25 protein-coding genes are annotated in these 22,701 nt (G+C 54.3%); 14 read left to right on the top strand and 11 right to left on the bottom strand.

Going from position 1 to position 22,701, the window contains the following annotated elements; translation table 11 throughout:
- The 5 genes from BM427_RS26265 to BM427_RS22055 form a co-directional block, all read left to right on the top strand.
- Positions 1-477: RHS repeat-associated core domain-containing protein (locus BM427_RS26265; RefSeq protein WP_302848384.1), on the top strand; the 477-nt coding region annotated here is incomplete at its 5' end.
- Positions 478-481: 4 nt separating this feature from the next.
- Positions 482-643, top strand: coding sequence for a hypothetical protein (locus tag BM427_RS26545; RefSeq protein ID WP_167518548.1), 162 nt, complete (start codon positions 482-484; stop codon positions 641-643).
- Positions 644-655: 12 nt separating this feature from the next.
- Positions 656-943 carry a hypothetical protein gene (locus BM427_RS22075; RefSeq protein ID WP_139234447.1) on the top strand — a complete coding sequence of 96 codons (288 nt, stop codon included), beginning with the start codon at positions 656-658 and terminating at the stop codon, positions 941-943.
- A gap of 524 nt (positions 944-1,467) precedes the next feature.
- The gene (locus BM427_RS22060) at positions 1,468-1,947 is read left to right on the top strand and encodes a hypothetical protein (RefSeq protein ID WP_244316538.1); all 480 of its coding nucleotides are present in this window, start codon (positions 1,468-1,470) and stop codon (positions 1,945-1,947) included.
- Between the two features lie 142 nt (positions 1,948-2,089).
- On the top strand, positions 2,090-3,067 hold the full coding sequence (locus BM427_RS22055; protein ID WP_090125926.1) for an AEC family transporter: 978 nt from the start codon (positions 2,090-2,092) through the stop codon (positions 3,065-3,067).
- A 68-nt stretch (positions 3,068-3,135) separates the two neighbouring features.
- Here the strand turns inward: BM427_RS22055 and BM427_RS22050 are convergent, their stop codons facing one another.
- The 8 genes from BM427_RS22050 to BM427_RS22015 all read right to left on the bottom strand — a co-directional run bounded on the left by BM427_RS22050 (position 3,136) and on the right by BM427_RS22015 (position 10,420).
- On the bottom strand, positions 3,136-3,930 hold the full coding sequence (locus tag BM427_RS22050; protein WP_090125923.1) for an SDR family NAD(P)-dependent oxidoreductase: 795 nt from the start codon (positions 3,928-3,930) through the stop codon (positions 3,136-3,138).
- 170 nt (positions 3,931-4,100) lie between these two features.
- Positions 4,101-4,499, bottom strand: a complete 399-nt coding sequence (nikR, locus tag BM427_RS22045) for a nickel-responsive transcriptional regulator NikR (RefSeq protein ID WP_090125920.1) — start codon at positions 4,497-4,499, stop codon at positions 4,101-4,103.
- Positions 4,487-5,272, bottom strand: coding sequence for a nickel import ATP-binding protein NikE (nikE, locus tag BM427_RS22040; RefSeq protein WP_090125917.1), 786 nt, complete (start codon positions 5,270-5,272; stop codon positions 4,487-4,489). The genes nikR and nikE overlap by 13 nt, the downstream gene beginning before the upstream one ends.
- Positions 5,269-6,033, bottom strand: a complete 765-nt coding sequence (gene nikD / locus BM427_RS22035; RefSeq protein ID WP_090125914.1) for a nickel import ATP-binding protein NikD — start codon at positions 6,031-6,033, stop codon at positions 5,269-5,271. The genes nikE and nikD overlap by 4 nt, the downstream gene beginning before the upstream one ends.
- Entirely contained in the window at positions 6,033-6,866 is an 834-nt protein-coding gene (nikC, locus tag BM427_RS22030; RefSeq protein WP_090125911.1) for a nickel ABC transporter permease subunit NikC, read from the bottom strand. Before nikC ends, nikD begins: the two co-directional genes overlap by 1 nt.
- The gene (gene nikB / locus BM427_RS22025; RefSeq protein WP_090125908.1) at positions 6,866-7,807 is read right to left on the bottom strand and encodes a nickel ABC transporter permease subunit NikB; all 942 of its coding nucleotides are present in this window, start codon (positions 7,805-7,807) and stop codon (positions 6,866-6,868) included. The genes nikC and nikB overlap by 1 nt, the downstream gene beginning before the upstream one ends.
- Positions 7,804-9,372, bottom strand: coding sequence for a nickel ABC transporter substrate-binding protein (gene nikA / locus BM427_RS22020; protein WP_090125905.1), 1,569 nt, complete (start codon positions 9,370-9,372; stop codon positions 7,804-7,806). Before nikA ends, nikB begins: the two co-directional genes overlap by 4 nt.
- Before the next feature lie 190 nt (positions 9,373-9,562).
- Positions 9,563-10,420, bottom strand: a complete 858-nt coding sequence (locus BM427_RS22015) for a LysR family transcriptional regulator (RefSeq protein ID WP_090125902.1) — start codon at positions 10,418-10,420, stop codon at positions 9,563-9,565.
- 98 nt (positions 10,421-10,518) lie between these two features.
- Here BM427_RS22015 and BM427_RS22010 point away from each other — a divergent pair, with 98 nt between their 5' ends.
- The 8 genes from BM427_RS22010 (at position 10,519) to arnF (ending at position 18,827) form a co-directional block, all read left to right on the top strand.
- Positions 10,519-11,025 (top strand): phenolic acid decarboxylase, encoded by a 507-nt coding sequence (locus tag BM427_RS22010; RefSeq protein ID WP_090125900.1) that lies wholly within the window; start codon positions 10,519-10,521, stop codon positions 11,023-11,025.
- 426 nt (positions 11,026-11,451) lie between these two features.
- Complete coding sequence (gene arnB, locus BM427_RS22005; protein ID WP_090125897.1) at positions 11,452-12,588, top strand: UDP-4-amino-4-deoxy-L-arabinose aminotransferase; 1,137 nt, start codon at positions 11,452-11,454, stop codon at positions 12,586-12,588.
- Position 12,589: 1 nt separating this feature from the next.
- A complete protein-coding gene (arnC, locus tag BM427_RS22000; protein ID WP_090125947.1) occupies positions 12,590-13,573 on the top strand; it encodes an undecaprenyl-phosphate 4-deoxy-4-formamido-L-arabinose transferase in 984 nt (327 codons plus the stop codon).
- Positions 13,570-15,549 carry a bifunctional UDP-4-amino-4-deoxy-L-arabinose formyltransferase/UDP-glucuronic acid oxidase ArnA gene (gene arnA, locus BM427_RS21995; protein ID WP_090125894.1) on the top strand — a complete coding sequence of 660 codons (1,980 nt, stop codon included), beginning with the start codon at positions 13,570-13,572 and terminating at the stop codon, positions 15,547-15,549. Before arnC ends, arnA begins: the two co-directional genes overlap by 4 nt.
- A gap of 2 nt (positions 15,550-15,551) precedes the next feature.
- Positions 15,552-16,454 carry a 4-deoxy-4-formamido-L-arabinose-phosphoundecaprenol deformylase gene (gene arnD, locus BM427_RS21990; RefSeq protein WP_090125891.1) on the top strand — a complete coding sequence of 301 codons (903 nt, stop codon included), beginning with the start codon at positions 15,552-15,554 and terminating at the stop codon, positions 16,452-16,454.
- Positions 16,451-18,109 (top strand): lipid IV(A) 4-amino-4-deoxy-L-arabinosyltransferase, encoded by a 1,659-nt coding sequence (gene arnT, locus BM427_RS21985; protein ID WP_090125888.1) that lies wholly within the window; start codon positions 16,451-16,453, stop codon positions 18,107-18,109. The genes arnD and arnT overlap by 4 nt, the downstream gene beginning before the upstream one ends.
- Complete coding sequence (gene arnE / locus BM427_RS21980) at positions 18,106-18,444, top strand: 4-amino-4-deoxy-L-arabinose-phosphoundecaprenol flippase subunit ArnE (protein ID WP_090125886.1); 339 nt, start codon at positions 18,106-18,108, stop codon at positions 18,442-18,444. Before arnT ends, arnE begins: the two co-directional genes overlap by 4 nt.
- Complete coding sequence (arnF, locus tag BM427_RS21975; RefSeq protein WP_090125883.1) at positions 18,441-18,827, top strand: 4-amino-4-deoxy-L-arabinose-phosphoundecaprenol flippase subunit ArnF; 387 nt, start codon at positions 18,441-18,443, stop codon at positions 18,825-18,827. The genes arnE and arnF overlap by 4 nt, the downstream gene beginning before the upstream one ends.
- A 3-nt stretch (positions 18,828-18,830) precedes the next feature.
- Here arnF and BM427_RS21970 read toward each other — a convergent pair whose 3' ends face one another.
- On the bottom strand, positions 18,831-19,880 hold the full coding sequence (locus tag BM427_RS21970) for an AI-2E family transporter (protein ID WP_090125880.1): 1,050 nt from the start codon (positions 19,878-19,880) through the stop codon (positions 18,831-18,833).
- A 146-nt stretch (positions 19,881-20,026) separates the two neighbouring features.
- Here BM427_RS21970 and BM427_RS21965 point away from each other — a divergent pair, with 146 nt between their 5' ends.
- Positions 20,027-21,223 (top strand): MFS transporter, encoded by a 1,197-nt coding sequence (locus tag BM427_RS21965; RefSeq protein WP_090125879.1) that lies wholly within the window; start codon positions 20,027-20,029, stop codon positions 21,221-21,223.
- 102 nt (positions 21,224-21,325) lie between these two features.
- On the opposite strand, the gene BM427_RS21960 is transcribed toward BM427_RS21965, so the two are convergent.
- Positions 21,326-21,883 (bottom strand): DcrB family lipoprotein, encoded by a 558-nt coding sequence (locus tag BM427_RS21960; protein ID WP_090125875.1) that lies wholly within the window; start codon positions 21,881-21,883, stop codon positions 21,326-21,328.
- A 72-nt stretch (positions 21,884-21,955) separates the two neighbouring features.
- Entirely contained in the window at positions 21,956-22,621 is a 666-nt protein-coding gene (locus BM427_RS21955) for a 7-cyano-7-deazaguanine/7-aminomethyl-7-deazaguanine transporter (protein WP_090125872.1), read from the bottom strand.
- Between the last annotated feature and the right edge of the window lie 80 nt (positions 22,622-22,701).

Below are 22,701 nucleotides of genomic sequence, written 5' to 3'. Positions count from 1 at the left end.
ACCGACAGTAACGGCGATATCGTCTGGCGCGGCGCGTTCAGCGCATGGGGACGCGCAGAGCAGGAAAACGACACGCTGAGGTGGGACACCCCGCAGAACCTGCGCTTCCAGGGGCAGTACCTCGACCGCGAAACCGGGCTGCACTACAACACGTTCCGCTACTACGACCCGACCGGCGGCTGCTACGCCCAGATGGACCCGATAGGGCTGCTGGGTGGGCTGAATACGTATACCTATGTGCCGAATCCACAGAGCTGGATCGATCCTTTCGGGCTTGCGGTATGTTCTGTCCGCAAAGTTAATGGGACTAAAATTTATGGCACTGGGCAGGTTGATAAAACGCCTGGACATAATCAATTTTCTGAAGTTATTGCCAATAAGCTTGCTATGTCGGGGAAATTCAAAGAGATATATCTAAATCGTTCTTATAGCTTTGCAAATAGCAAAGGTATCTCGGCCAGGCGGCCCAGGAAATAGGAGCATGGAGATCGACTTAAGTAAATTTCCAGGAGGGGCAATTGATATATCATCAGAAAAAGGCCTTGAGCTATTAGGCAATGGGTTTGCACGGCGATTAGCTCAAGGATCTGCTGAGGTTTTATTTGATGCCCCTATACCTGCTAGTGCGATAACTGTTCTTTAATAGGTGAAATTAATGAGCGAAAAATTTTCAAGCCTAAATGAAGCAATCATGAATCTGGTTGAGAAGATCCGACTTGCTGATGATTTAAACAAGGAGGATATTGATGATTTGTATCTTCAGCTAGAGAAATTCTGTGATCTTTATGAAGGTGAAGAAGTTGTGCCTAAAGAAACGGCATATGGTTTTTTTGTACTGCATGACAATCTCGAAGGCGCCCTGAAACATACATCTGGGAGTGATTTAAAGTTGATTTCGAATGTTAATTCTAAAGTTAATGAATATATAGAAAGAATTTTTTAAGCTGATTTGCCGTTTTTTACAGATAGAATGTATTGTAAATACGCTAAATACGCTAAATACGCTAAATACGCTAAATACGCTAAATACGCTAAATACGCTAAATACGCTAAATACGCTAAATACGCTAAATACGCTAAATACGTTTTTAATGACCGGAAAGGTATCTTTCCGGCATATTTCCATCAGTTACCATTTGTATAAACAATAAATTTAGCTGCACTATAACACTTTCCGCTACCACGAAATAACCTACCCCCTGATTGACCAGTTGGATAGGCTGAATACATATACCTATGTGGTTGACCCGCTGGTGTTGGCAGGTTGTGGAACTACTAAGTTTTACCGTTCGATGAGCCATGAAGACTATCAGTACTTGCGTATGACGGGTAAGCTAAGGGCGATCAAATAAATATCGGGTTTGTGAAAAGTAAAACGTTAGAAATATACAATAAGGGCATTAAGAATTTTGAGAGGTTAAATTAATATATATGATACCTGAAAAGAAAAATTTGATCGTTTCGTTAATGAAAAAAGATATTAAATTTTCAAGATTTTTTAATGAATTCAACGATGCGTATGGAGAGTTAGATATATGCAATGAGCTTATCTTAGCCCGTGAAGCGAAGGATGGTGAATTCGTTGATCTATTACTATATCTTGCTGCTGTGGTAAGTTATGAGTTCAAATGTATAGATGTCCTAAATGATTTAATTACAGATGATTGGCATGAAAAGCATGAAGAATTGGTTAGACTATTGGATTTCTATAAGAGTGCGTCAAGTGTAAATGCCCTATACCACGCAGCCTTATTAAATCTCAGTTATCGCGATTATGATGAAGATTTCGTGTTGGCAGATAAATGTATAAGAGCTCTGGCAAAAATAAATAATAAAGATGCTATTGAAAAATTAAAGTTACTTAGCGCTGCTAATAATGATGCAATAAGTAATAGCGCAAAGAAACAATTACGGAAGTTGGGAGTAATTGTAAGCCCCCCGTTTTAGTTCCACACCCTTTTTTGAGATTTCCAGGCGCAAGCCATTTCTCACAAAACGGGCACCAGGCAAGCAGACGTACACAAAACCATCCCCTATACTGCGGAAAACAAAAAGAAAATCACTTTTTTCAATATCAACAGGGTAAGGGATGGATACAGCTGAATTTTTCGGCCAGCTTGTGCAGCAACTGCTGCTCTCTGCGCCGCTCTTTTTACTGATTGCGCTGGGATACTCGCTGGGGCGCTTTGCCGGTTGGCCGGAATCGGTCAATGAGGGGTTAAACCGCTTCTGCTTTAACGTGGCAATTCCCTGCATGCTGTTCAAGGTAATGAGTAAATTCTACGAAAGCCCGGCGGTGGATGTGCGGTTGCTGATTGCTTATTTCGGCACCTGCTTTGTGATCTATGTGATCGGGCGGATTCTGGCGAAAGGCGTGTTCCGTCTGGATTCGGTTTCCGCCTCGGTGTTTGGCCTCGCGGGCATCTTCTCTAACAACGTGATGCTCGGCATTCCGGTGGCGGTGATCCTGCTTGGCCCGGCGAGTCTCGCCTCAGTGGCGCTGGTTTTGGTGTTTAACAGCCTGATCCTGTGGACACTGGTCACTGTGTCGGTGGAGTGGGCGCAGAATGGTAGCTTCTCGCTGCGCGGAATTGGCAAAACGCTGCTTAGCGTACTGCGTAACCCGATTATCATCGGTATTTTCACCGGTTTTGCCTGGAGCTTCCTGTTCCATCGCCCGGTGCCCACCTTCCTCGATAGCCCGGTCAGCATGGTGGCGCAGGTGGCTGCGCCGCTGACGCTTATCACCCTCGGTATGAGCCTGTCGCGCTATCAAATCCGCAAAGGGCTGCGCGAAAGCGGCGTCATCTGCCTGTTGAAGTTGATCCTGATGCCGGGGCTGATTTGGGCGATAGCGTATCTGCTGCATCTGCCGCGGCAGGAAAGCCAGGTGGTGGTGCTGTTAGGCTCAATGGCGGTGGGGATCAATGTCTATCTGATGGCGCAAAAGTTTCAGGTATTGCAGGGCGCAACGGCAACCAGCATGCTGCTTTCCACACTGTTCTCTACCGTAACAACGCCGCTGTTTATGATTTTGATGGCGCACTTCTACCCCAACTGGCCCTGAAGATTATTTCTCTTCACCTTTCCCGGCGGCCGGTTAAAACGGCTGCCGGGCATAGGGCATACTCGGGCTCAGACAATATCGTCCACCACACCGCCATCGACGCGCAACGCCGCGCCGGAAGTGGCCGAAGCCTGTTTTGAGCAGACGTAAACCACCATGTTTGCTACCTCTTCGACGGTGGCCGCGCGCTGGATGACCGAGCTTGGGCGGTGCGCCATCACAAACTCTTTCGCCAGCATTTCCAGCGACTTACCCGTTTTCTCGATCTCGTCTTTCATCATATCGGCAAAACCGTCCGACATCGTCGGCCCCGGCAGCACGCTGTTAACTGTCACACCGCTACCGGCGACGAATTTTGCCAGCCCGCGTGCCAGCGAGAGTTGCGCAGTTTTCGTCACCCCGTAATGAATCATATCCGCCGGAATATTCAGTGCCGATTCCGAAGAGATAAACACTACGCGGCCCCAGCCTTTTTTCACCATGCCCGGCAGCAGCGCGCGGGAAAGGCGCACGCCGGACATCACATTGGTCTGCCAGTATTTTTCCCAGGTTTCATCATCGGTAGCGTAAAAATCCTGCGGGCCGTAAATCCCGGCGTTGTTGACCAGAATGTCGGCCTCCGCCGCCGCTTTTAGCAGTGTTTGCACACCCTGCGCTGAGCCGAGATCGGCAATCACCGTGCGCAGACGCGCGCCCGGCACCTGTTTTGTCAGCGCTTCTTTCGCCTTGTTGACCGACCCTTCGCTGCGTCCGTTCAGGATCACTTCCGCACCGCTCTGCGCCAGACCTTTCGCAATTGCAAAGCCTATCCCGCCCGTTGAGGCGGTGACCAGCGCGACTTTATCGTGCAGCTCAATCTTCATCGTCCGCTCCTTGCCAGTTGGATTTTACAAATAATTAAGGCTAGCACTTGTGCCGCAGAACCGTTGCCAATTGTTGCGCCATTACGCGTGGAGGCTGGCACCGTTAAAAACTGCTCCGCCTGGCGCTGCGCCAGGCGGAGCAGTTTTTCATCCTACGTTACGCGGTATAGCTATTTCTCGGTCAGGCACTGCAAATGGCCGTGGCGCACGCCGCGCTGGGCAATCACATCGTCGGCGAAATGCTGCACATCGCCCATTTTGCCTTTCAGTACGGCGATCTCCAGACAGTCGTCGTGACTGATATGCACGTGTAATGTAGCAACAGAAAGCTCGTGATGGTGATGCTGCGTGGCGACAAGGCGGCTCGCCAGATCGCGCTTTTCATGCTCGTAAACGTAGGAGAGTACGGCATAGCCTTGCTGCTCGCTGTTCTGTGTGGATTCTTGCGTCAGGGCGCTGCGCAAAATATCGCGCAGTGCCTCCGAGCGGTTGTTGTAGCCGCGCTGTTCGCTCAGGTTATCCAGCGTTTCCAGCAGGTCATCATCAAGGGTAATAGTTACGCGTTGCATGGCGCTCTTCTTTGTCGTGGGGAAGGGAAGGCGGGTAGCACCGCCTGTTGTAATGCCTGGCCTGCCGTGGAGGTAAAGCGCAGTGGCGCGGCGACCGCCACCGTTTCAACAATTGCGCCGTTTTCCATCACCATCACGCGCTGGCAAAAACGTTCGACCAGCCGCAGGTCGTGGGTGATAAACAGGCACGCCTGGCCGGTACGTTGTTGCAGGCGCTTCAGCAGCGCGATCATCCCGGCTTGCAGCACGCCATCAAGGCTGGAGACCGCTTCGTCGAGGATCAATAACCCCGGCTCTACCGCCAGCGCCCGCGCCAGGCAGACGCGCTGAAGCTGGCCACCGCTCAGCTGCGGCGGGCGCTTATGCTGCAACGCCTCATCCAGCTCGACATCCTGAAGTAACTGCGCAATACGCGTCTGCTGCTCCGCTCTGTTAAGTGCCAGTAAATGGCGCAGCGGCTCAAGCAGGATCTCGCGCACCGTGTGACGCGGATTCACCGCGCTGAGCGGGTCCTGAAACACCATCTGGATATCGCGGCGAAACGCTTTACGTGTGCGGGCATTAAGCCGGGAAAGCGGCGCGCCCTGCCAGAAAATTTCACCTGCGTGCGGGGCTTCCAGCCCGACCAGCAGCCGCGCCAGCGTACTTTTACCGCAACCGCTGCGCCCGAGCAGCGCCACGGTTTCGCCACGTTTAAGTTGCAGGGAGAGATACTGCAGCACCGGCTGTTGCTGGTAGCGATGGAATAAGCTGTTAACCTCAAGAATATTCATTGTGTCAGTTCCATGCCGTACAGCGCCAGATGCGCCGCGACTAACTGCCGGGTGACCGGATGCTGCGGTGCCGTAAATAGCGCCGTCACCGGGCCGCGTTCGACAATGTTCCCGTTATCCATTACCGCCACATCATCCGCCAGACGGGCAACTACGCCCATATCATGCGTCACCAGCAGCATGCCTGGCTGGCGTTGTTGTACGATTCCATCGAGTAGATCGAGGATGTGCGCCTGCGCCACGGCATCAAGATCGGTGGTGGGTTCGTCGGCGATAATAAAGGGCGCATCGCTGAGCAGCGCTATGGCAATCATCATGCGTTGCAACATGCCGCCGCTCATCTCAAAGGGATAACAGGCCAGTACGCGCTGCGCTGCTTCAAACCCAACGCTGTGCAGCGCGGCAATTAACGTCGCGTCATCAGCCGGTTTGCCGAGCGCCAGACAGGTTTCCCGCACGTGCGCGGCCATCGTGTGCAGCGGGTTAAAGGCGCTGCGCGGGTTTTGCATTACCGTGGCGACGGTGACGCCACGCAAAGCCTGCGGGCTGATGGGCTGCGCATCCAGCCGCAACTGGCCGCTTATCTGCCGCACCCCAGCCGGTAACACGCCGAGGGCTGCCGCACAGGTCAGAGATTTACCGCAGCCGCTGCCACCGACCAGCGCCAGTACACGCCCGCGTTGCAGCGTCAGCGAGACTCCCTGTACCAGCGGCCTGTCGGCATGCAGGGTGAGACGCTCCAGAGAGAGTTGTTCAGGCATCAGTGTGCGTGCTCCGTAACCAGATGAGGATCGAGATGGTCGCGCAGGGCGTCGCCCAGAAGATTAAACGCCATCACGCTGATAAACAGCGCCAGCCCCGGCCACAGCATTTGCAGGGGTTGCGTCCAGATAAACTGACGTGCATCGTTGATCATCACACCCCATTCCGGCGTAGGCGCGGTCACGCCAAGCCCGAGGAACGACATGCCTGCTACGTGCAGCATCATATGACCAATATCCAGCGTCGCCAGTACCAGTAACGAGGGGATTACCGCGCCCGCGAGATGGTCGCGAAACAGCGTCAGGTAGCCCGCACCGCTTAGGCGTGCCGCCAGTACATATTCCCGGCTGCGCAGGGAGATCGCCAGGCTGCGCACCATGCGCGCGTACCATGCCCAGTGGGAAAGGGCGATGGCGATGATCACATTGGTCAGCCCGGTACCGAGCACGCCGACCATGAAAAACGACAGGATCGACGTGGGGAAGGTCATGAAAATATCCGCCACGCGCATAATCACCTGATCGACGCGTCCACCCAGCAGCCCGGCGCAACCACCTGCGGCAAGCCCCAACGCCAGCACCAGCAGCAGGCAAATCATCACTGCGCCGAGCGACACGCGAGTGGCGGCGAGTAGCCGGGAGAAGATATCGCGCCCGAGGTGGTCAGTGCCGAACCAGTGCTGGCTGTCGGGCGGCAGCAGGCGCGAAGGCAGATTAATGGCCTGCGGATCGAATGGCACCCACCACTGACAAGTTAGCGCAATCAACAGCAGCAGGAATAGGATCAGCATTGCGCCACGTACTGACCAGCGCGCAGTGAGGAAAAAGTGCATCAGTGCGCTCCTTCATGATGGCGAATGCGAGGATCCAGTGCGGCGCTCAGCAGATCCACCACCAGGTTGCACAGAACAAACACCACCACCATTACCAGCGTAAAGCACTGGATCACCGGGTAGTCACGGTTAAAAATGGCTGACACCGCATAGCGGCCAATACCGGGCCAGGCAAAGATGTTTTCGATGATCATCGTGCCGCCAATCAGCTCGCCAATATGCATGCCCATTGCGGTGATCACCGGTAGTCCGGCGTTACGCAAGATATGCCTGTGCTCAGTCTGCTTTTCGTTTAAACCACGCAGCCGTGCCCAGGTGACATGGCGCTGGCCTGCCGCTTCCAGCATGCTGGCGCGCAGCAGACGGGCGTTGATCGAAAGGGACATCAGCGCAATCGACAGTGCAGGTAAAATCAGGTGTTGCCAGCTGCCATAACCCAGTACAGGCAGCCATTGCAGGTGCACCGAGAAGAACATCACCAGCAAAAAAGCGAGCCAGAAGTTGGGCATCGACACGCCGAGAAAGGCGATCGCGCGCACGATAAAGTCCGGTAAGCCGTCGCGATGACGCGCAGCCATGGTCCCAAGCGGTACCGAGATGAGTAGAATCAGCACCAGCGCCACGCCCGCCAGTTGCAATGTGGCGGGCAGAAAGTGCAGCACGTCGTCCAGAACCGGGCGCTGGGTGGCGTAGGAGATGCCGAAGTCGAGGTGCAGTGCGCGCCATAGCCAGTGAAAATATTGCACGGCCAGTGGCTGATCGAGACCAAGCTGCACCCGCGTAGCAGCAATCATCTCCGGCGTTGGTGGCAGGCTGGAAAGGCGTAAATAATCGATTGCCGGATCGCCAGTACCGAGGCGCAGCAGCAGGAAAATCACCACTGATGCGGCGAGGATCATCGGGATCAGAATGAGCAGGCGACGGAGTAAATAGCGGCTCATTGCACCGTCTCCGGAGAAATCTGATCGAAGGGGATCTCAGACGCAATCGGCGCGAACGGAATCGCCCCCAGTTTTGGTTTTGCCACCACCATCGTCGACACATAGCTGATTGGCAGATAAACCGCGTCGTTATGCAGACGTGTGAGAATATCGCGGTACAACGCCTGGCGAGCATGTTCATCGCGGGTGGTCAGCACCTCGCCGATCTCGCGGTCGATGATTGCTTTATCCGCCAGCCCGCGCTGGGCCTGGTAATCAGCATGGGACGGTACGCGCATGGAACTCATAAAGGCGTGCGGATCGTACGGCGCGCCCCAGCTACGGTTGAAAATCATGCCGAAATGGCCATCGCGCTGACGGGCGTAAATGCTGCTCTCCTCTTCACCCACCAATGCCACCTCGACACCTATCTGGCGCAGATCGGCCTGGATAATCTCCGCCATCGATTTGCTCAGCGCATCAGTGCCGATAAACGCCAGCTCAATATGCAGCGGCTGGCCCGCTTTTTCACGGATGGTTTTCCCGGCGGGTAGCGTCCAGCCCGCGTTTTCCAGCAGTGTCCGCGCCCGATCCGGCGAGTAGCCGCGGGGTTTGAGTCCAATATTGGCGTAAGGCACTGTTGGCGCAAACAGGGTGTCGGCGACTTGCTGCGTGCCATAGAGTGCGCCATCAATCAGCGTTTTTTTATCCACCGCGTAGTTCAGCGCTTCACGCACCGCCTGCTCACTGGTTGGCGTGTGCGTGGAGTTAAGTGCCAGCATCACCGTTTCTACCGGTGCGGAAAGCTGTGTGCGCCAGGCCGGGTTGTGGCTGAAGCGGGCGAAGGTATCCAGCGTCAGCAGCCCTTCGTTACCGTAGAGCAGGTCGATGTCACCGGTTTCGAACGCCACTGCACGGCTGGTGGCATCGGGGATGACCTTGATAACGACTTTGCCGATTGCCGGTTTTTTGCCCCAGTAACGTTCGTTACGCACCATGACGTCATATTGATTGAGCCGGGATTCCTGCAATACCCATGGCCCGGTGCCGATCGGCGCGATAATGCCGTTCATGGTTTGCTGGTTTTTAAATTGCGACGGGGCGATAAAGCGAAACGGGCGGGGCAGGGAAAGTTCTTGCAGAAACGGATAGTAGGCGCTTTTCAGGGTGATTTGTAGCTGGCTGGGGCTCAGGGCTTTGACGTCAGTTATCTGGTTTACCAGTTCCAGCCAGGCATGGCGCTGGCGGTTATCCAGCACCGCACGGAAGTTCTCTGCGGCGGCCTCGGCATTAAACGGCTCGCCGTTGGAGAACAGTACGCCGTCGCGCAGGGTAAATACCCAGGTTTTGCCATCCTCCGAGTGCGTCCACTGTGTGGCCAGCCACGGTTTTACGCTGCCGTCAGCCTGATATTTTACCAGCGGTTCATACACCATGCTCTGGGCGAACATCTGGGTCGGCGTGTAAAGGTGTGGGTTGAGTGGGCCAACATTTACCGGCCAGGCTGTGGTCAATGTTGGTAGCGCCGCCTTGGCGGCAAAAGAGGCGCATAACAGCAGCGCGGCGGCGTGGCGAAAGAAGGACACGTTGAATTCCCTGACGAAAGTCTGTGGAGACAAAGTATGACGATTTTATTTATTCGTCATACTGATGGCCTGTCCTGGATCAAAAGCCATGCGGATCATATGGATTTATCTCCCGGCGCACGGCGCATAAGATGGCTGACGGCGTTGGGCGTGAGGCTGAGTCCAGCGTTAGCCAATAACGCGACAGGTGCTATGCCTTAAAGAGTTGCAACAGAAGCTCAACCTGTTCATCCAGCGGCGCAAGGTCTTTTTTGACGATCAGATGCAGCGGCGTGGCGCGTCGTGCACCGTGGCTGAGCGGCAGCACTTTCAGCACGCCGTTTGTCAGCAAGGTCTGGATGCGCTCTTCCGGGAGCCAGCCATAGCCGACCTGATACTGCACTGCTTCTATCGCCGCATCGATAGTGGAAAAGGTCCACGACTCCTGCGCGCTGTGGTTTTGACGGGGATCGCTCTCGGCAATGCGGATTAATGGCCATTCGGCCAGCATCTCTTCGCTCACCTGCTGCGCTGCGCCCAGCGGGTGATCGCGGTGCGCGACGGCAACAAAATCAATATTCATCAGCCATTCGCCGCGCCCGGTGGTGTCCTGGCGGCGGGTCAGTACCATCACATCCGCCTGGGCATACACCGGTAGATTGTTGGCAGCGTTTTCCAGCACCTCAGTCAATCGTACCTGCGTTTGCGGATAGCGCTGCTGGAACTGGCGCAGGATGGCGAACAGGCGTGCGCGGGGAAAAATGTTATCCACCACCAGATCCAGCTGGGTGCGCATACCGTTACGCAGCGTTGCCGCGCGGGTTTCGACCCAGTCGAAGGCTTTTAGCAGCGGTTTCACCTGGTTGAGCAGCAGTTCGCCCGCAGGTGTCAGCACCGCACGACGCCCTTCTTGTACCAGCAACGCAACGCCCAGCCTTTCCTGCAATAGTGCCAGGTTGTAGCTCACTGATGACTGGCTGCGGTGCGTTTCGTCAGCGGCTTTCGCAAAGCTGCCCAACTCCACCACTTTTTGCAGTAGCGTCCATTGTTCCAGTGTAGTTTTGTGCATAACTCATCTAAAAATTGAATGAATATGATGCAAATATAGCGTTATTCATTTGATTTTTACGAGCGTAGGATCACTTTATCAAACAGAGGAGATTAAAAATGAGCATTTTTGATAAACATGATTTGAGCGGTTTTATCGGTAAACATTTGGTTTATACCTACGATAATGGCTGGAATTACGAGATCTACGTGAAAAATGGCGAAACTATCGATTACCGTATTCATAGCGGTATCGTGGCGAACCGTTGGGTGAAAAACCAGTATGTATATATCGTTCGTGTGGGGGAAAGTATTTATAAAATTTCCTGGACTGAACCGACCGGCACAGATGTTAGCCTGATTGTGAACCTCGGTGATCGCCTGTTCCACGGCACCATCTTCTTCCCTCGCTGGGTGATCAACAACCCGGAAAAAACCGTTTGCTTCCAGAACGATCACATTCCGCTGATGGAATCTTACCGCGCGGCTGGCCCGGCTTATCCGACCGAAGTCATCGATGAATTCGCCACCATTACGTTTGTGCGCGATTGCGGCGCGAATAACGATAGTGTGATAGACTGTGCCGCCAGCGAATTACCGGCTAATTTTCCGCAGAATTTGGCCTGATTTCTTGTTCAGATAAATATATTTAAACAGTAACGATAGAAATAATTATTTGCGTAATAGTATTAATTATTTCTATTTTGTTGATGTACTGTTTAAATACATAGAAAACGCCTTTGTACACAGTCCAGAGGCGTTAATTGTTTCGTTTTTTTGACAGTAATCACAGACTGAATTTCGCCTCTATCACTTTAACTTATTGTAAAATAATTTTTTTTATAATTGTTAAAGTTGTCACTTCTCAGATTTCTTAATCTTGTCCTAATATTCCTTGGGTAACATACCCAGATCAATGTGAATGATGGTTAATGCATAAAAAAATGTGCAGTCATTATATTGTGGTTTAACATTCATCCGCCATTTTACTCACTAGTCGCAAAGTGCCTTTGTGGCTGTCTGTTTATGCGTCTTTGACGCCAAGGAAAAATGATGAGTGATTTTTTACCGTTCTCGCGCCCGTCGATGGGGGATGAAGAGTTCGCAGCCATTCAGCAAGTGCTCTCTTCCGGCTGGATCACGACAGGCCCGAAAAATCAGGCGCTGGAAGAAGCTTTTTGCACGCTGACCGGTAACCGCCATGCGATTGCGGTGAGTTCGGCGACAGGCGGAATGCATGTCACGCTGATGGCGCTGGGGATTGGTGCGGGCGATGAAGTAATCACCCCATCAATGACCTGGGTTTCCACTCTCAACATGATCGTCCTGCTAGGCGCAACGCCGGTGATGATTGATGTCGATCGCGATACGCTGATGGTCACGCCTGAAGCCGTTGAAGCGGCGATTACGCCACGAACCAAAGCCATTATTCCTGTCCATTATGCGGGCGCACCTGCCGATATTGATGCCATTCGTGCCATTGGCGAGAAGCACGGTATTCCGGTGATTGAAGATGCGGCGCACGCGGCTGGAACCTACTACAAAGGTCAGCATGTGGGTGCGCGCGGTACGGCGATTTTTTCTTTCCACGCCATTAAAAACATGACCTGCGCTGAAGGCGGGTTAGTGGTGACGGATGACGAACAACTGGCCAATCGGATTCGCAGCCTGAAATTCCACGGGCTTGGCGTGGATGCCTACGATCGGCAGACCCACGGACGCGCGCCGCAGGCGGAAGTGATCTCCCCTGGTTTTAAATACAACCTGGCTGATATCAACGCCGCCATTGCACTGGTGCAGCTTGGCAAGTTGCCGGCGGCTAATGCTCGTCGCCAGGAGATTGCTCAACGCTATTTGCACGAACTGGCTGATACCCCGTTCCAGCCGTTGGCGCTGCCGTCATGGCCGCATCAGCACGCCTGGCATCTGTTTATTATTCGCGTTGACGAACAACGTTGCGGTATCTCCCGCGACGCATTGATGGAAACCCTGAAAGCGCAGGGCATTGGTACTGGCCTGCATTTTCGCGCGGCACATACGCAGAAGTACTATCGCGAACGCTTCCCGATTGTTTTACCCAATACGGAGTGGAATAGCGCACGTATCTGTTCCCTGCCGCTTTTCCCGGATATGACCCATGACGACTCAACCCGCGTCATTGATGCGCTCAGAAACATTGCAGGGCGCTGATATGTTTACCTTACCGCTTGTCGAAAAAGTTTCCGTGGTTATCCCGGTTTACAACGAGCAAGAGAGCCTGCCGGAACTGATTCGCCGCACCACGGCGAGCTGCAATCTGCTGGGCATTGATTACGAAATTCTGCTGGTCGATGACGGCAGTAGCGACAACTCCGCGCAGATGTTAACCGCCGCGGCTGAAGAGCCTGGCAGCCATGTGGTTGCCGTGTTGCTGAACCGCAACTACGGCCAGCACTCGGCAATCATGGCCGGTTTCAACCATGTTACCGGCGATCTGATCATTACGCTGGATGCCGATCTGCAAAACCCGCCGGAAGAGATTCCGCGTCTGGTGGCGAAGGCCAATGAAGGTTATGACGTGGTTGGTACCGTGCGCCAGAACCGCCAGGACAGCCTGTTTCGCAAAATGGCGTCACGAACCATTAACCGCCTGATTCAACGTACCACCGGTAAAGCGATGGGCGACTATGGTTGCATGCTGCGCGCGTACCGTCGCCATATTGTCGATGCCATGCTGCACTGCCACGAGCGCAGCACCTTTATCCCGATCCTTGCCAACACCTTTGCGCGCCGGGCGGTTGAGATCCCGGTGCAGCACGCCGAACGTGAATTTGGTGATTCGAAATACAGCTTTATGCGGCTGATCAATCTGATGTACGACCTGGTGACCTGCCTGACTACTACGCCGCTGCGTTTGCTGAGCGTCTTCGGCAGCGTTATTGCGCTGGCGGGCTTCTCGCTGGCTGTACTGCTGGTGGTGCTGCGTCTGGCGTTTGGCCCGCAGTGGGCCGGGGAAGGGGTGTTTATGCTCTTCGCCATCCTGTTCACCTTTATCGGCGCACAGTTTATCGGCATGGGGCTGCTTGGGGAGTATATCGGCCGTATCTACAACGATGTGCGCGCCCGTCCCCGCTACTTTATTCAACGTGTTGTCCGTCAAGAATCTGATGATTCGCAAGAGGAAAAAAATCAATGAAAGCCGTAGTTTTTGCTTACCACGATATGGGATGTGTTGGTACACAGGCGTTACTGGATGCCGGATTTGAGATTGCGGCGATTTTTACTCACCCTGACAACGCGAACGAAAACCACTTTTTTGGCTCCGTGGCGCGCATTGCCGCTGAACGTGGCATTCCGGTTTATGCACCAGATGATGTTAACCACCCGCTGTGGGTTGACCGTATTCGCGACCTCAATGCGGATGTCATCTTCTCGTTCTACTACCGCGACCTGCTGTGCGACGACATCCTCAACACCGCGCGTCTTGGCGCGTTCAACCTGCATGGTTCGCTGCTGCCAGCTTATCGTGGCCGTGCACCGCTGAACTGGGTGCTGGTGAATGGTGAAACGGAAACTGGCGTCACCCTGCATCGTATGGTCGCTCGTGCCGATGCGGGCGCAATTATCGCGCAGCAGCGTGTGGCGATTGCAGAAAATGATGAAGCCCTCTCATTGCACCGTAAGCTCTCCGAGGCGGCAAAAGCGATGCTGAGCAGTGTGCTGCCAGACATTAAAGCGCAGAGCTTCAGCGAAACCGCGCAGGACGAGAGCAAAGCCAGCTATTTTGGTCGCCGCACGCCGCAAGATGGCCGCCTTGACTGGGAAAAACCGGCGCAGACCCTGCAAAATCTGGTGCGTGCTGTTTCCGATCCGTGGCCGGGTGCCTACAGCTTTGCCGGTACTCATAAATTTATCGTCTGGAAAGCCCGTGTACGTACCGATCTCAGCCCGGCTCGCGCGGGCACCGTGCTGTCTGTTGCGCCGCTGATTGTTGCCTGTGGTGAAGGCGCGCTGGAGATTTTGACCGGCCAGGCCGACAACAGCGTTTATATGCAGGGCGCGCAACTGGCGCAGTCTCTGGGGCTGGTCGCTGGCGCATTGTTGACCAGCAAACCGGTGGTGGCGGTAAAACGCCGTACTCGCGTGCTGATCCTTGGCGTGAACGGCTTTATCGGTAACCATCTGACCGAGCGTCTGCTGCGTGACGACAATTACGAAATCTACGGCCTGGATATCGGATCTGATGCGATCAGCCGTTTCCTCGGCAACCCGCGCTTCCACTTCGTCGAAGGCGATATCAGCATTCACTCCGAGTGGATCGAGTATCACATCAAAAAATGCGACGTGGTGCTGCCGCTGGTGGCGATCGCTACGCCGATCGAATATACCCGTAACCCGCTGCGCGTGTTCGAGCTGGATTTCGAAGAGAACCTGAAAATCATCCGTGACTGCGTGAAATACAATAAACGCATCATTTTCCCGTCGACATCCGAAGTCTACGGCATGTGTACCGACAAGAATTTCGACGAAGACAATTCAAACCTGGTGGTCGGTCCGATCAATAAACAGCGCTGGATTTACTCGGTATCGAAGCAACTGCTCGACCGCGTAATCTGGGCATACGGCGACAAGCATGGTCTGAAATTCACCCTGTTCCGTCCGTTTAACTGGATGGGGCCGCGCCTGGATAACCTGAATGCTGCGCGCATCGGTAGTTCCCGCGCCATCACCCAGTTGATCCTCAATCTGGTGGAAGGTTCGCCGATCAAGCTGATCGAAGGCGGTAAACAAAAACGCTGCTTCACCGATATCAGCGACGGTATCGAAGCGCTGTTCCGCATAATCGAAAATAAAGATGGGCGCTGCGACGGCGAGATCATCAACATCGGTAACCCGGACAACGAAGCGAGCATCAAAGAGCTGGCCGAAATGCTGCTGGCGAGCTTTGAGAAACACCCGCTGCGCGATCGTTTCCCGCCATTCGCCGGTTTCCGCGAAGTGGAAAGCAGCAGCTATTACGGCAAAGGCTACCAGGATGTAGAGCACCGCAAACCGAGCATCCGTAACGCTAAACGCTGCCTGCACTGGGAACCGACCATCGATATGCGTCAGACCATTGACGAGACGCTGGATTTCTTCCTGCGCACTGTCGAACTGACGGACGAGAAATAAGCATGAAATATGTCGGCTTACGCATTGATGTCGATACCTTTCGCGGCACACGTGATGGCGTACCGCGCCTGCTGGAGCTGTTAAAAAAGCACCATACTCAGGCGAGCTTTTTCTTTAGCGTCGGGCCGGACAACATGGGGCGCCATATCTGGCGCCTGCTTAAGCCGAAGTTTCTGTGGAAGATGCTGCGCTCGCGCGCGGCATCGCTCTACGGTTGGGATATTCTGCTGGCCGGAACGGCCTGGCCGGGGCGGTTAATCGGTGAAGGGAATGCGGAGATTATTCGTCAGACCGCGCAGGGCCACGAAGTCGGACTGCACGCCTGGGATCACCACGGCTGGCAGCGCTGGAGCGGTGTATGGGATCAAAAGCGTTTAGAGGCGGAGATTGAACGGGGCCTGCTGGCACTGGAAGTGATTGTCGGTCGTTCGGTGACCTGTTCAGCCGTCGCGGGCTGGCGCGCCGATCAGCGGGTGGTGAAAGCGAAGGCTGCATTCAACTTCCGTTATAACAGCGATTGTCGAGGTACTCAGCCGTTTCGCCCGCAACTGACCGATAACACCTGTGCTGTTCCGCAGATCCCGGTGACGTTGCCGACCTGGGATGAAGTGGTCGGTACCACGGTGAGCGCCACAGAATATAATCGCTATCTTCTCGACTGTATCCATCGTGATAACGGTACGCCGGTTTATACCATTCATGCTGAAGTCGAAGGGATCATCGGTGCGGATGGATTTGATGAATTACTGACAATGGCGGCCCGCGAGCAAATCGTCTTTTGCCCGTTGAGCCAGCTATTGCCGGATGATGTTGCCACGTTGCCAGTGGGCAAAGTCGTGCGCGGAGAAGTGGTCGGCCGGGAAGGCTGGCTGGGTTGCCAACAACTGTTGAGTTCAGGGTCATGAAATCCCGCTATTTTACACTGGCGCTGTTCGCGCTATTTGCCCTCTACTATCTCGTTCCTGTTGAATATCGCTTGCTCTGGCAACCTGATGAAACCCGCTATGCGGAAATCAGCCGGGAGATGCTGCGCAGCGGCGACTGGGTGGTGCCACATTTCCTCGGCCTGCGCTATTTCGAAAAACCTATTGCTGGCTACTGGATCAACAATATTGGTCAGTGGCTGTTTGGTCACAATAACTTCGCGGTTCGTTCTGGCTCCATCTTTTCGATTGCGCTGTCGGCACTGCTGGTCGGTGGGCTAGCGTGGAATATGTGGCGCGACAAACGGATTGCAGTACTCTCCGGTGTGATATTCCTGACGGCATTTTTGGTTTACGGTATCGGCACGTATGCTGTACTCGACCCGATGATCACACTGTGGATGACGCTGGCGATGTTCAGCTTCTGGCTCGCCTCGAAAGCCACCACGCTGCGCGGTAAGTTTGGCGGCTATGTGCTGCTGGGCATTGCCTGCGGAATGGGGGTAATGACCAAAGGGTTCCTGGCACTGGCGGTGCCGGTGATTGGTGTGCTGCCGTGGGTGATTGTGCAGAAACGCTGGAAAGAGGTGCTGCTCTGGGGCTGGCTGGCAGTGATCTGCTGCGTTGTGACTGTGTTGCCCTGGGGGCTGACGATTGCCGCCCGCGAGCCAGATTTCTGGCGCTACTTTTTCTGGGTGGAGCATATTCAGCGTTTTGCCCAACAGGACGCTCAGCACAAAGCGCCGTTCTGGTATTACATTCCGTTCCTGATTGCCGGTTCGCTACCATGGCTTGCGCTGTTGCCTGGCGCGCTGAAAACGGGCTGGCTGGCGCGTAAAGAGGGGCTGAGCGAAGCCTTCTATCTGTTGGGTTGGGTGGTGATGCCGCTGATTTTCTTCAGCATCGCGAAGGGAAAATTGCCGACTTATATTCTGCCGTGTTTCGGACCTCTGGCTATCCTGATGGCGCGCTATGCGGTGACGGTGGCCAACGAGCATGGCCGGGCGCTGCGCATTAATGCCTGGATCAACATTGCTTTTGGTTTGATCGCCACGGTTGCCGCGCTGGTGGTGTCGCCGTTGGGCTTTTTGAAGCATCCGGTATGGACGCCGATCGAAGTGTATAAAGCGGCGCTGGCAGCATTTGCCTTTTTCTGCTGGTCGCTGGTTGGGCTGTTTACGTTGCGCGCCAGTCACGAGCGATGGTCTTACGCCGCGCTATGTCCGCTGGGGATTGCACTGCTGGTAGGCATTGTTATCCCGGACAAAGTGATGGATTCTAAACAACCGCAATTCTTAATTAACTTCGTTAACGAATCGCTTACCCCCAGTCGCTATGTGCTGGCCGATAACGTCGGGGTCGCAGCCGGTCTGGCGTGGGAGTTGAAGCGCGAAGATATTATTCTCTTTGGTACTAAGGGTGAGCTTACTTATGGGATGGCGTATCCTGACGGGCAGGATCGCTTTGTCAGTGAGGATGGTTTTACCGACTGGCTGGCACAACATCGTCAGCAAGGGGTGATATCGCTGATATTACACCAGTCTAAACCGGATGATTTTACCCGTTTGCCGATCCCGAAACCTGATAACGTCTACGTGCAGGGGCGTATGGTCTTCATTCAGTACTATCCACAATGACCAGTTGGCTCTGGCTCCTCGTTGCCAGCCTGTTGAGTTGCGTAGGGCAACTGTGTCAGAAACAGGCGACACGGCCCGCGCCGCCGGGACATCGTGGCATCCATCTCGGTTTGTGGCTGGGGCTGGCACTGGTATCGCTCGGTGCAGGTATGGCGCTGTGGCTGCTGGTACTCCAGCGTATTCCGGTCGGCGTGGCGTATCCGATGCTAAGCCTCAATTTTGTCTGGGTTACGCTGGCCGCGCGGTTTATCTGGCATGAGCGGGTTACCGTGCATCATGCGGTGGGTGTTGCGCTGATCATTGCCGGTATTGTTCTGCTGGGGAGCACGCGATGAGGGGCATGGTATGGGCGCTTGCGAGCGTACTGCTGGTCAGCATCGCGCAGTTGTTGCTGCGTTACGCGATGATTTCACTGCCGCCGGTGAGCCTCTCATGGGAGTTTGTGTCGGTACTGCTACAGCCGCAGAAAGGAACGCTGGCGCTGATTGCCGGGCTGTTCGGCTACCTGGCGTCGATGGGATGCTGGTATTTTGCACTGCACCGTTTGCCGTTGAGCAAAGCTTATGCCCTGCTCAGCGTGAGTTACATTCTGGTGTGGGCTGCTGCCATCTGGTTGCCCGGCTGGCATGAACCCTTCTCTTTGCGCGGCGGGCTTGGCGTGCTGCTGATTGTCACCGGTGTACTGGTTATTTTTCTGCCTGGACGGTCAGTAAAATAACGTTTATCCAGGCAGGCGGCTTTTCGGTCTGCCTGGCCCCAGCAAAATCGCCAGCTTGCTGCCACCGGCGGTGGTTTCCATCCAGATCTTACAGACACTGGTCAGCGGTACTGACAAGAGCATACCGATCGGACCGAGCAGCCATCCCCAAATCAACAATGACAGGAATACTACCAGCGTGGACATCCCGAGACGGTGGCCCATCATGCGTGGTTCAAGAATGTTGCCAATCACCATATGCACTACCAGGAACAGCCCGCCAGCTAGCAAGCATTCGTAAGCGCCATTGAACAGTAATGCCTGAATCATCGGTGGGATCGCGGAGAGCACCGAGCCGATATTGGGTACATAGTTGAGCAGAAAAGCCAGCACACCCCACATTAACGCGAACTGAATACCCAGCAACACCAGCCCCAGCCAGACGATAAGGCCGGTCCATACGCTGAGCAGCGTTTTCAGCGCCAGATAGTGAGAGATGCCTTTTAACGCGCGGTGCAGCCCGGCAATATGTACCTGCGGATTAGTAAGGGCAAAACGCATTTTGTAGGGAACGTGACGTACTTCAAACAGCATAAACACCACGGTCATCACTAGCAGCACAATGCTGACCATCGCATTCGATAGCTGGGATGCCATGGATGTTGCGAAAGTCATTACCCGATCGGAATCCATGCGTTGCAGTATGCGCTCTGGTGACATATGCAGTTGGATGAACGGGATGGCATCCTGTAACTGGAGAAATTTGCGCGTGAATTCGCGATTGTATTTCGGCAGCAGGGTCATAAAGTCATTCACTGATGCGGCAAGTACCGCGAACAGAGCGCTGAGGAAAATCAGCATCATCAGCACCACAATCGCAATGGCGACCGGTCGTTTCAGGCCGCGGCGAATAAACCAGCTCACCAGAGGGTTAAGGATGATGGCGAAAAAGAGCGCCAGCAGCAATTGCACAATAATGTCGGCAGCGGCGTGGATCCCGGCGAGGATCACCACCAGCGCTGCCAGTTTTAAGAGAATATGAAGACCTGCCTGGTCCGGTTGAGGTTGTGTCATGCGGCATTCCTTTTGTTATCACGCCTGTTAAGTGTAGTGTCCCGTAACGTCTTCGCCCGACAGAGATATTCTTAAAGTGGGTGCTGATTTCTCCGCCCTGACGTGATAATAGTGAAACACTGTTGTGAATTTCTGGGTCAAACTTCATGCCTGAAAATGCCGCCGAACCGGCGCTTAGCGGATTGCGCCTCAATCTGCGGATTTTGTCCGTCGTTATTTTTAACTTTGCTAGTTATCTCACCATTGGACTGCCGCTGGCGGTGCTGCCTGGCTATGTCCATGATGTGATGGGTTATAGCGCTTTCTGGGCCGGGTTAGTGATCAGCTTGCAATATTTCGCCACGCTGCTCAGCAGACCGCATGCCGGGCGCTATGCCGATTTATTGGGGCCGAAGAAGGTCGTTATCTTTGGTCTGTGTGGTGCCTTTCTTAGCGGTCTCAGTTATTTGCTGGCGGCAATGGGCGGCAGCCCTGGCATATTAAGCCTGCTGTTGTTGTGCCTTGGGCGTGTGATTTTGGGTATCGGGCAGAGCTTTGCCGGAACCGGTGCGACGCTGTGGGGCGTGGGCGTTGTCGGTTCCATTCATATTGGTCGCGTGATCTCGTGGAATGGAATCGCCACCTACGGCGCAATGGCATTGGGGGCGCCGCTCGGCGTACTCTGTTACCGTTACGGCGAGTTACAAGGTCTGTCGTTAACCATTATGGGCATTGCGTTGCTGGCGATTGTGCTGGCATTACCCCGGGCGAGAGTGAAGGGCAGCAAAGGTAAACCGCTGCCGTTTCGCGCTGTGCTGGGGCGCGTTTGGCCGTACGGCATGGCACTGGCGCTGGGGTCGGCGGGGTTTGGCGTGATAGCGACCTTCATCACGCTCTATTACGCGGCCAAAGGCTGGGACGGCGCGGCATTTGCCCTGACGCTGTTTAGCTGCGCGTTTGTTGGCGCACGTTTGCTGTTCCCGAACAGCGTCAGTCGTTTTGGCGGCCTGAATGTATCGATGATCTGTTTTGTGGTCGAAACGCTCGGCCTGGTACTGGTAGGACTGGCGGTAGATCCGTGGATGGCAAAACTCGGTGTGTTTCTTGCCGGAGCCGGTTTCGCGCTGGTGTTCCCGGCATTGGGCGTCGTAGCTGTAAAAGCGGTACCGCAGAATAACCAGGGTTCCGCGCTGGCGACCTATACGGTGTTTATGGATTTATCGCTGGGTATTACCGGCCCGCTGGCAGGGGTGCTGATCGCATGGGCGGGCGTACCGTCGATTTATCTGGCGGCGGCAGGGCTGGTGGCTATCGCCTTTCTGTTAGCCTGGCGATTAAAACAAAAACCGGTATTGGAGGGATAATTACCCGGTAGCGCTCTATTTATCGGGTTAGCGGGCCGACAATGCCATTCGGCAATAAAAAAGGGAATCCGCAGATCCCCTTTTTTACCACTCGCATCGGGATTATTTCACCACGATGGTATTGATGATATTTTCTGCAGCGGTTTGCGCCTTCTGCTGGTTATCCGCCGGCAGTGTGACCTGCAGGGTCAGCAGTTTATTATCGACTTTGCCCAGCACCACGGACGACCAGGCCGTCTGACCTTTAGCCGAGATAATGCTGTCGAGTTGTTGCAGTGTCTGGCCTTTGATCTCGATCGCTTTATTGGTCACAACCTGCAACTGCGGGTCGCGGCTGCGCTGTTGATCTTCCAGTCGTTTCGCCAGCGCTGCTAGATCTTCCTGCGTGTTGTCGCCAACAATGACGATCACTGCTTTCTGGCCGGTGGCGTCGGAGTAAACGTGCATATTATTAGACTGGGTGCCTAGCTTGCCGCTCTGATCGGTCATATCCGCCGGCAGTGAGAAGCTGAGCTTGCCGTCAAGCAGCGTTACCGGCTGGCCTGTTGCATTGCTTTCAGCTGAAGCGGACTGAACCGGCTTCTTGCTGTCACTGTTATCACAGCCAGCCAGCCCGACGACCAGCAGGCTAATACCGACATATTTAACCAGATTGCGCATTGACTTCTTCCTTTCAATAAACAGCCATAACGGCTAATCAATCCATCTTATCACATCTGCCTGGCGGTACTCTTAACTGGCCTGCAACGCGTTAATTTCAGATTTGTCTGCCAGCCTTTTCAGCAACATATTCAACAACACACCGTACATCGGCAGGAAGAAGGCGATGCTGATAAGCACTTTAAAACTGTAATCCACCAGCGCGATTTCCATCCAGTGCTGTGCCATAAACGCATCCGGACTGTGCCAGAAAGCAATAAAGAAGAACGCGACGGTGTCGCTGGCGTTACCGAATACGGTGGAAGCCGCAGGTGCAAGCCACCAGCGGCGATTCTGACGCAGGCGGTTAAATACATGCACGTCGAGAATTTGCCCCAGCGCATAGGCCATAAAACTGGCGCTGGCGATACGGGCCACGAACAGGTTGAAATGCGCCAGCGCGCCAAAACCTTGCCAGCTTCCCATATAGAACAGCGAAGAGATCACGTAAGAGGCCAGTAGCGCAGGCACCATGACGGCGAAAATAATACGTCTTGCCAGAGGCGCGCCAAAAATGCGCACGGTTAAATCTGTCGCAAGGAAAATAAACGGGAAACTGAATGCGCCCCAGGTGGTCTGGAAACCCAAAATGGCGACCGGCAGTTGCACCAGATAGTTACTGGAGATAATCACCAGCAGATGAAAAAGCGAAAGCCAGACCAGCGCTTTCATGCGCTGCGAGGATGAAAATTGCGTCATATTGTGACCTTTTTGGTAAATGGGGTGAGGGAACCCAGTACTTTTTTGTACTCTGCCATGCAGAGCCGCCGCATGATACT

Origin of the sequence: Kosakonia arachidis (assembly GCF_900116535.1) — a bacterium.
In the GTDB taxonomy this organism is placed as follows: Bacteria; Pseudomonadota; Gammaproteobacteria; order Enterobacterales; family Enterobacteriaceae; genus Kosakonia; species Kosakonia arachidis.
The sequence above is the reverse complement of the archived record's forward strand: the minus strand, read 5'-3'. Positions and strand labels throughout refer to the sequence as shown.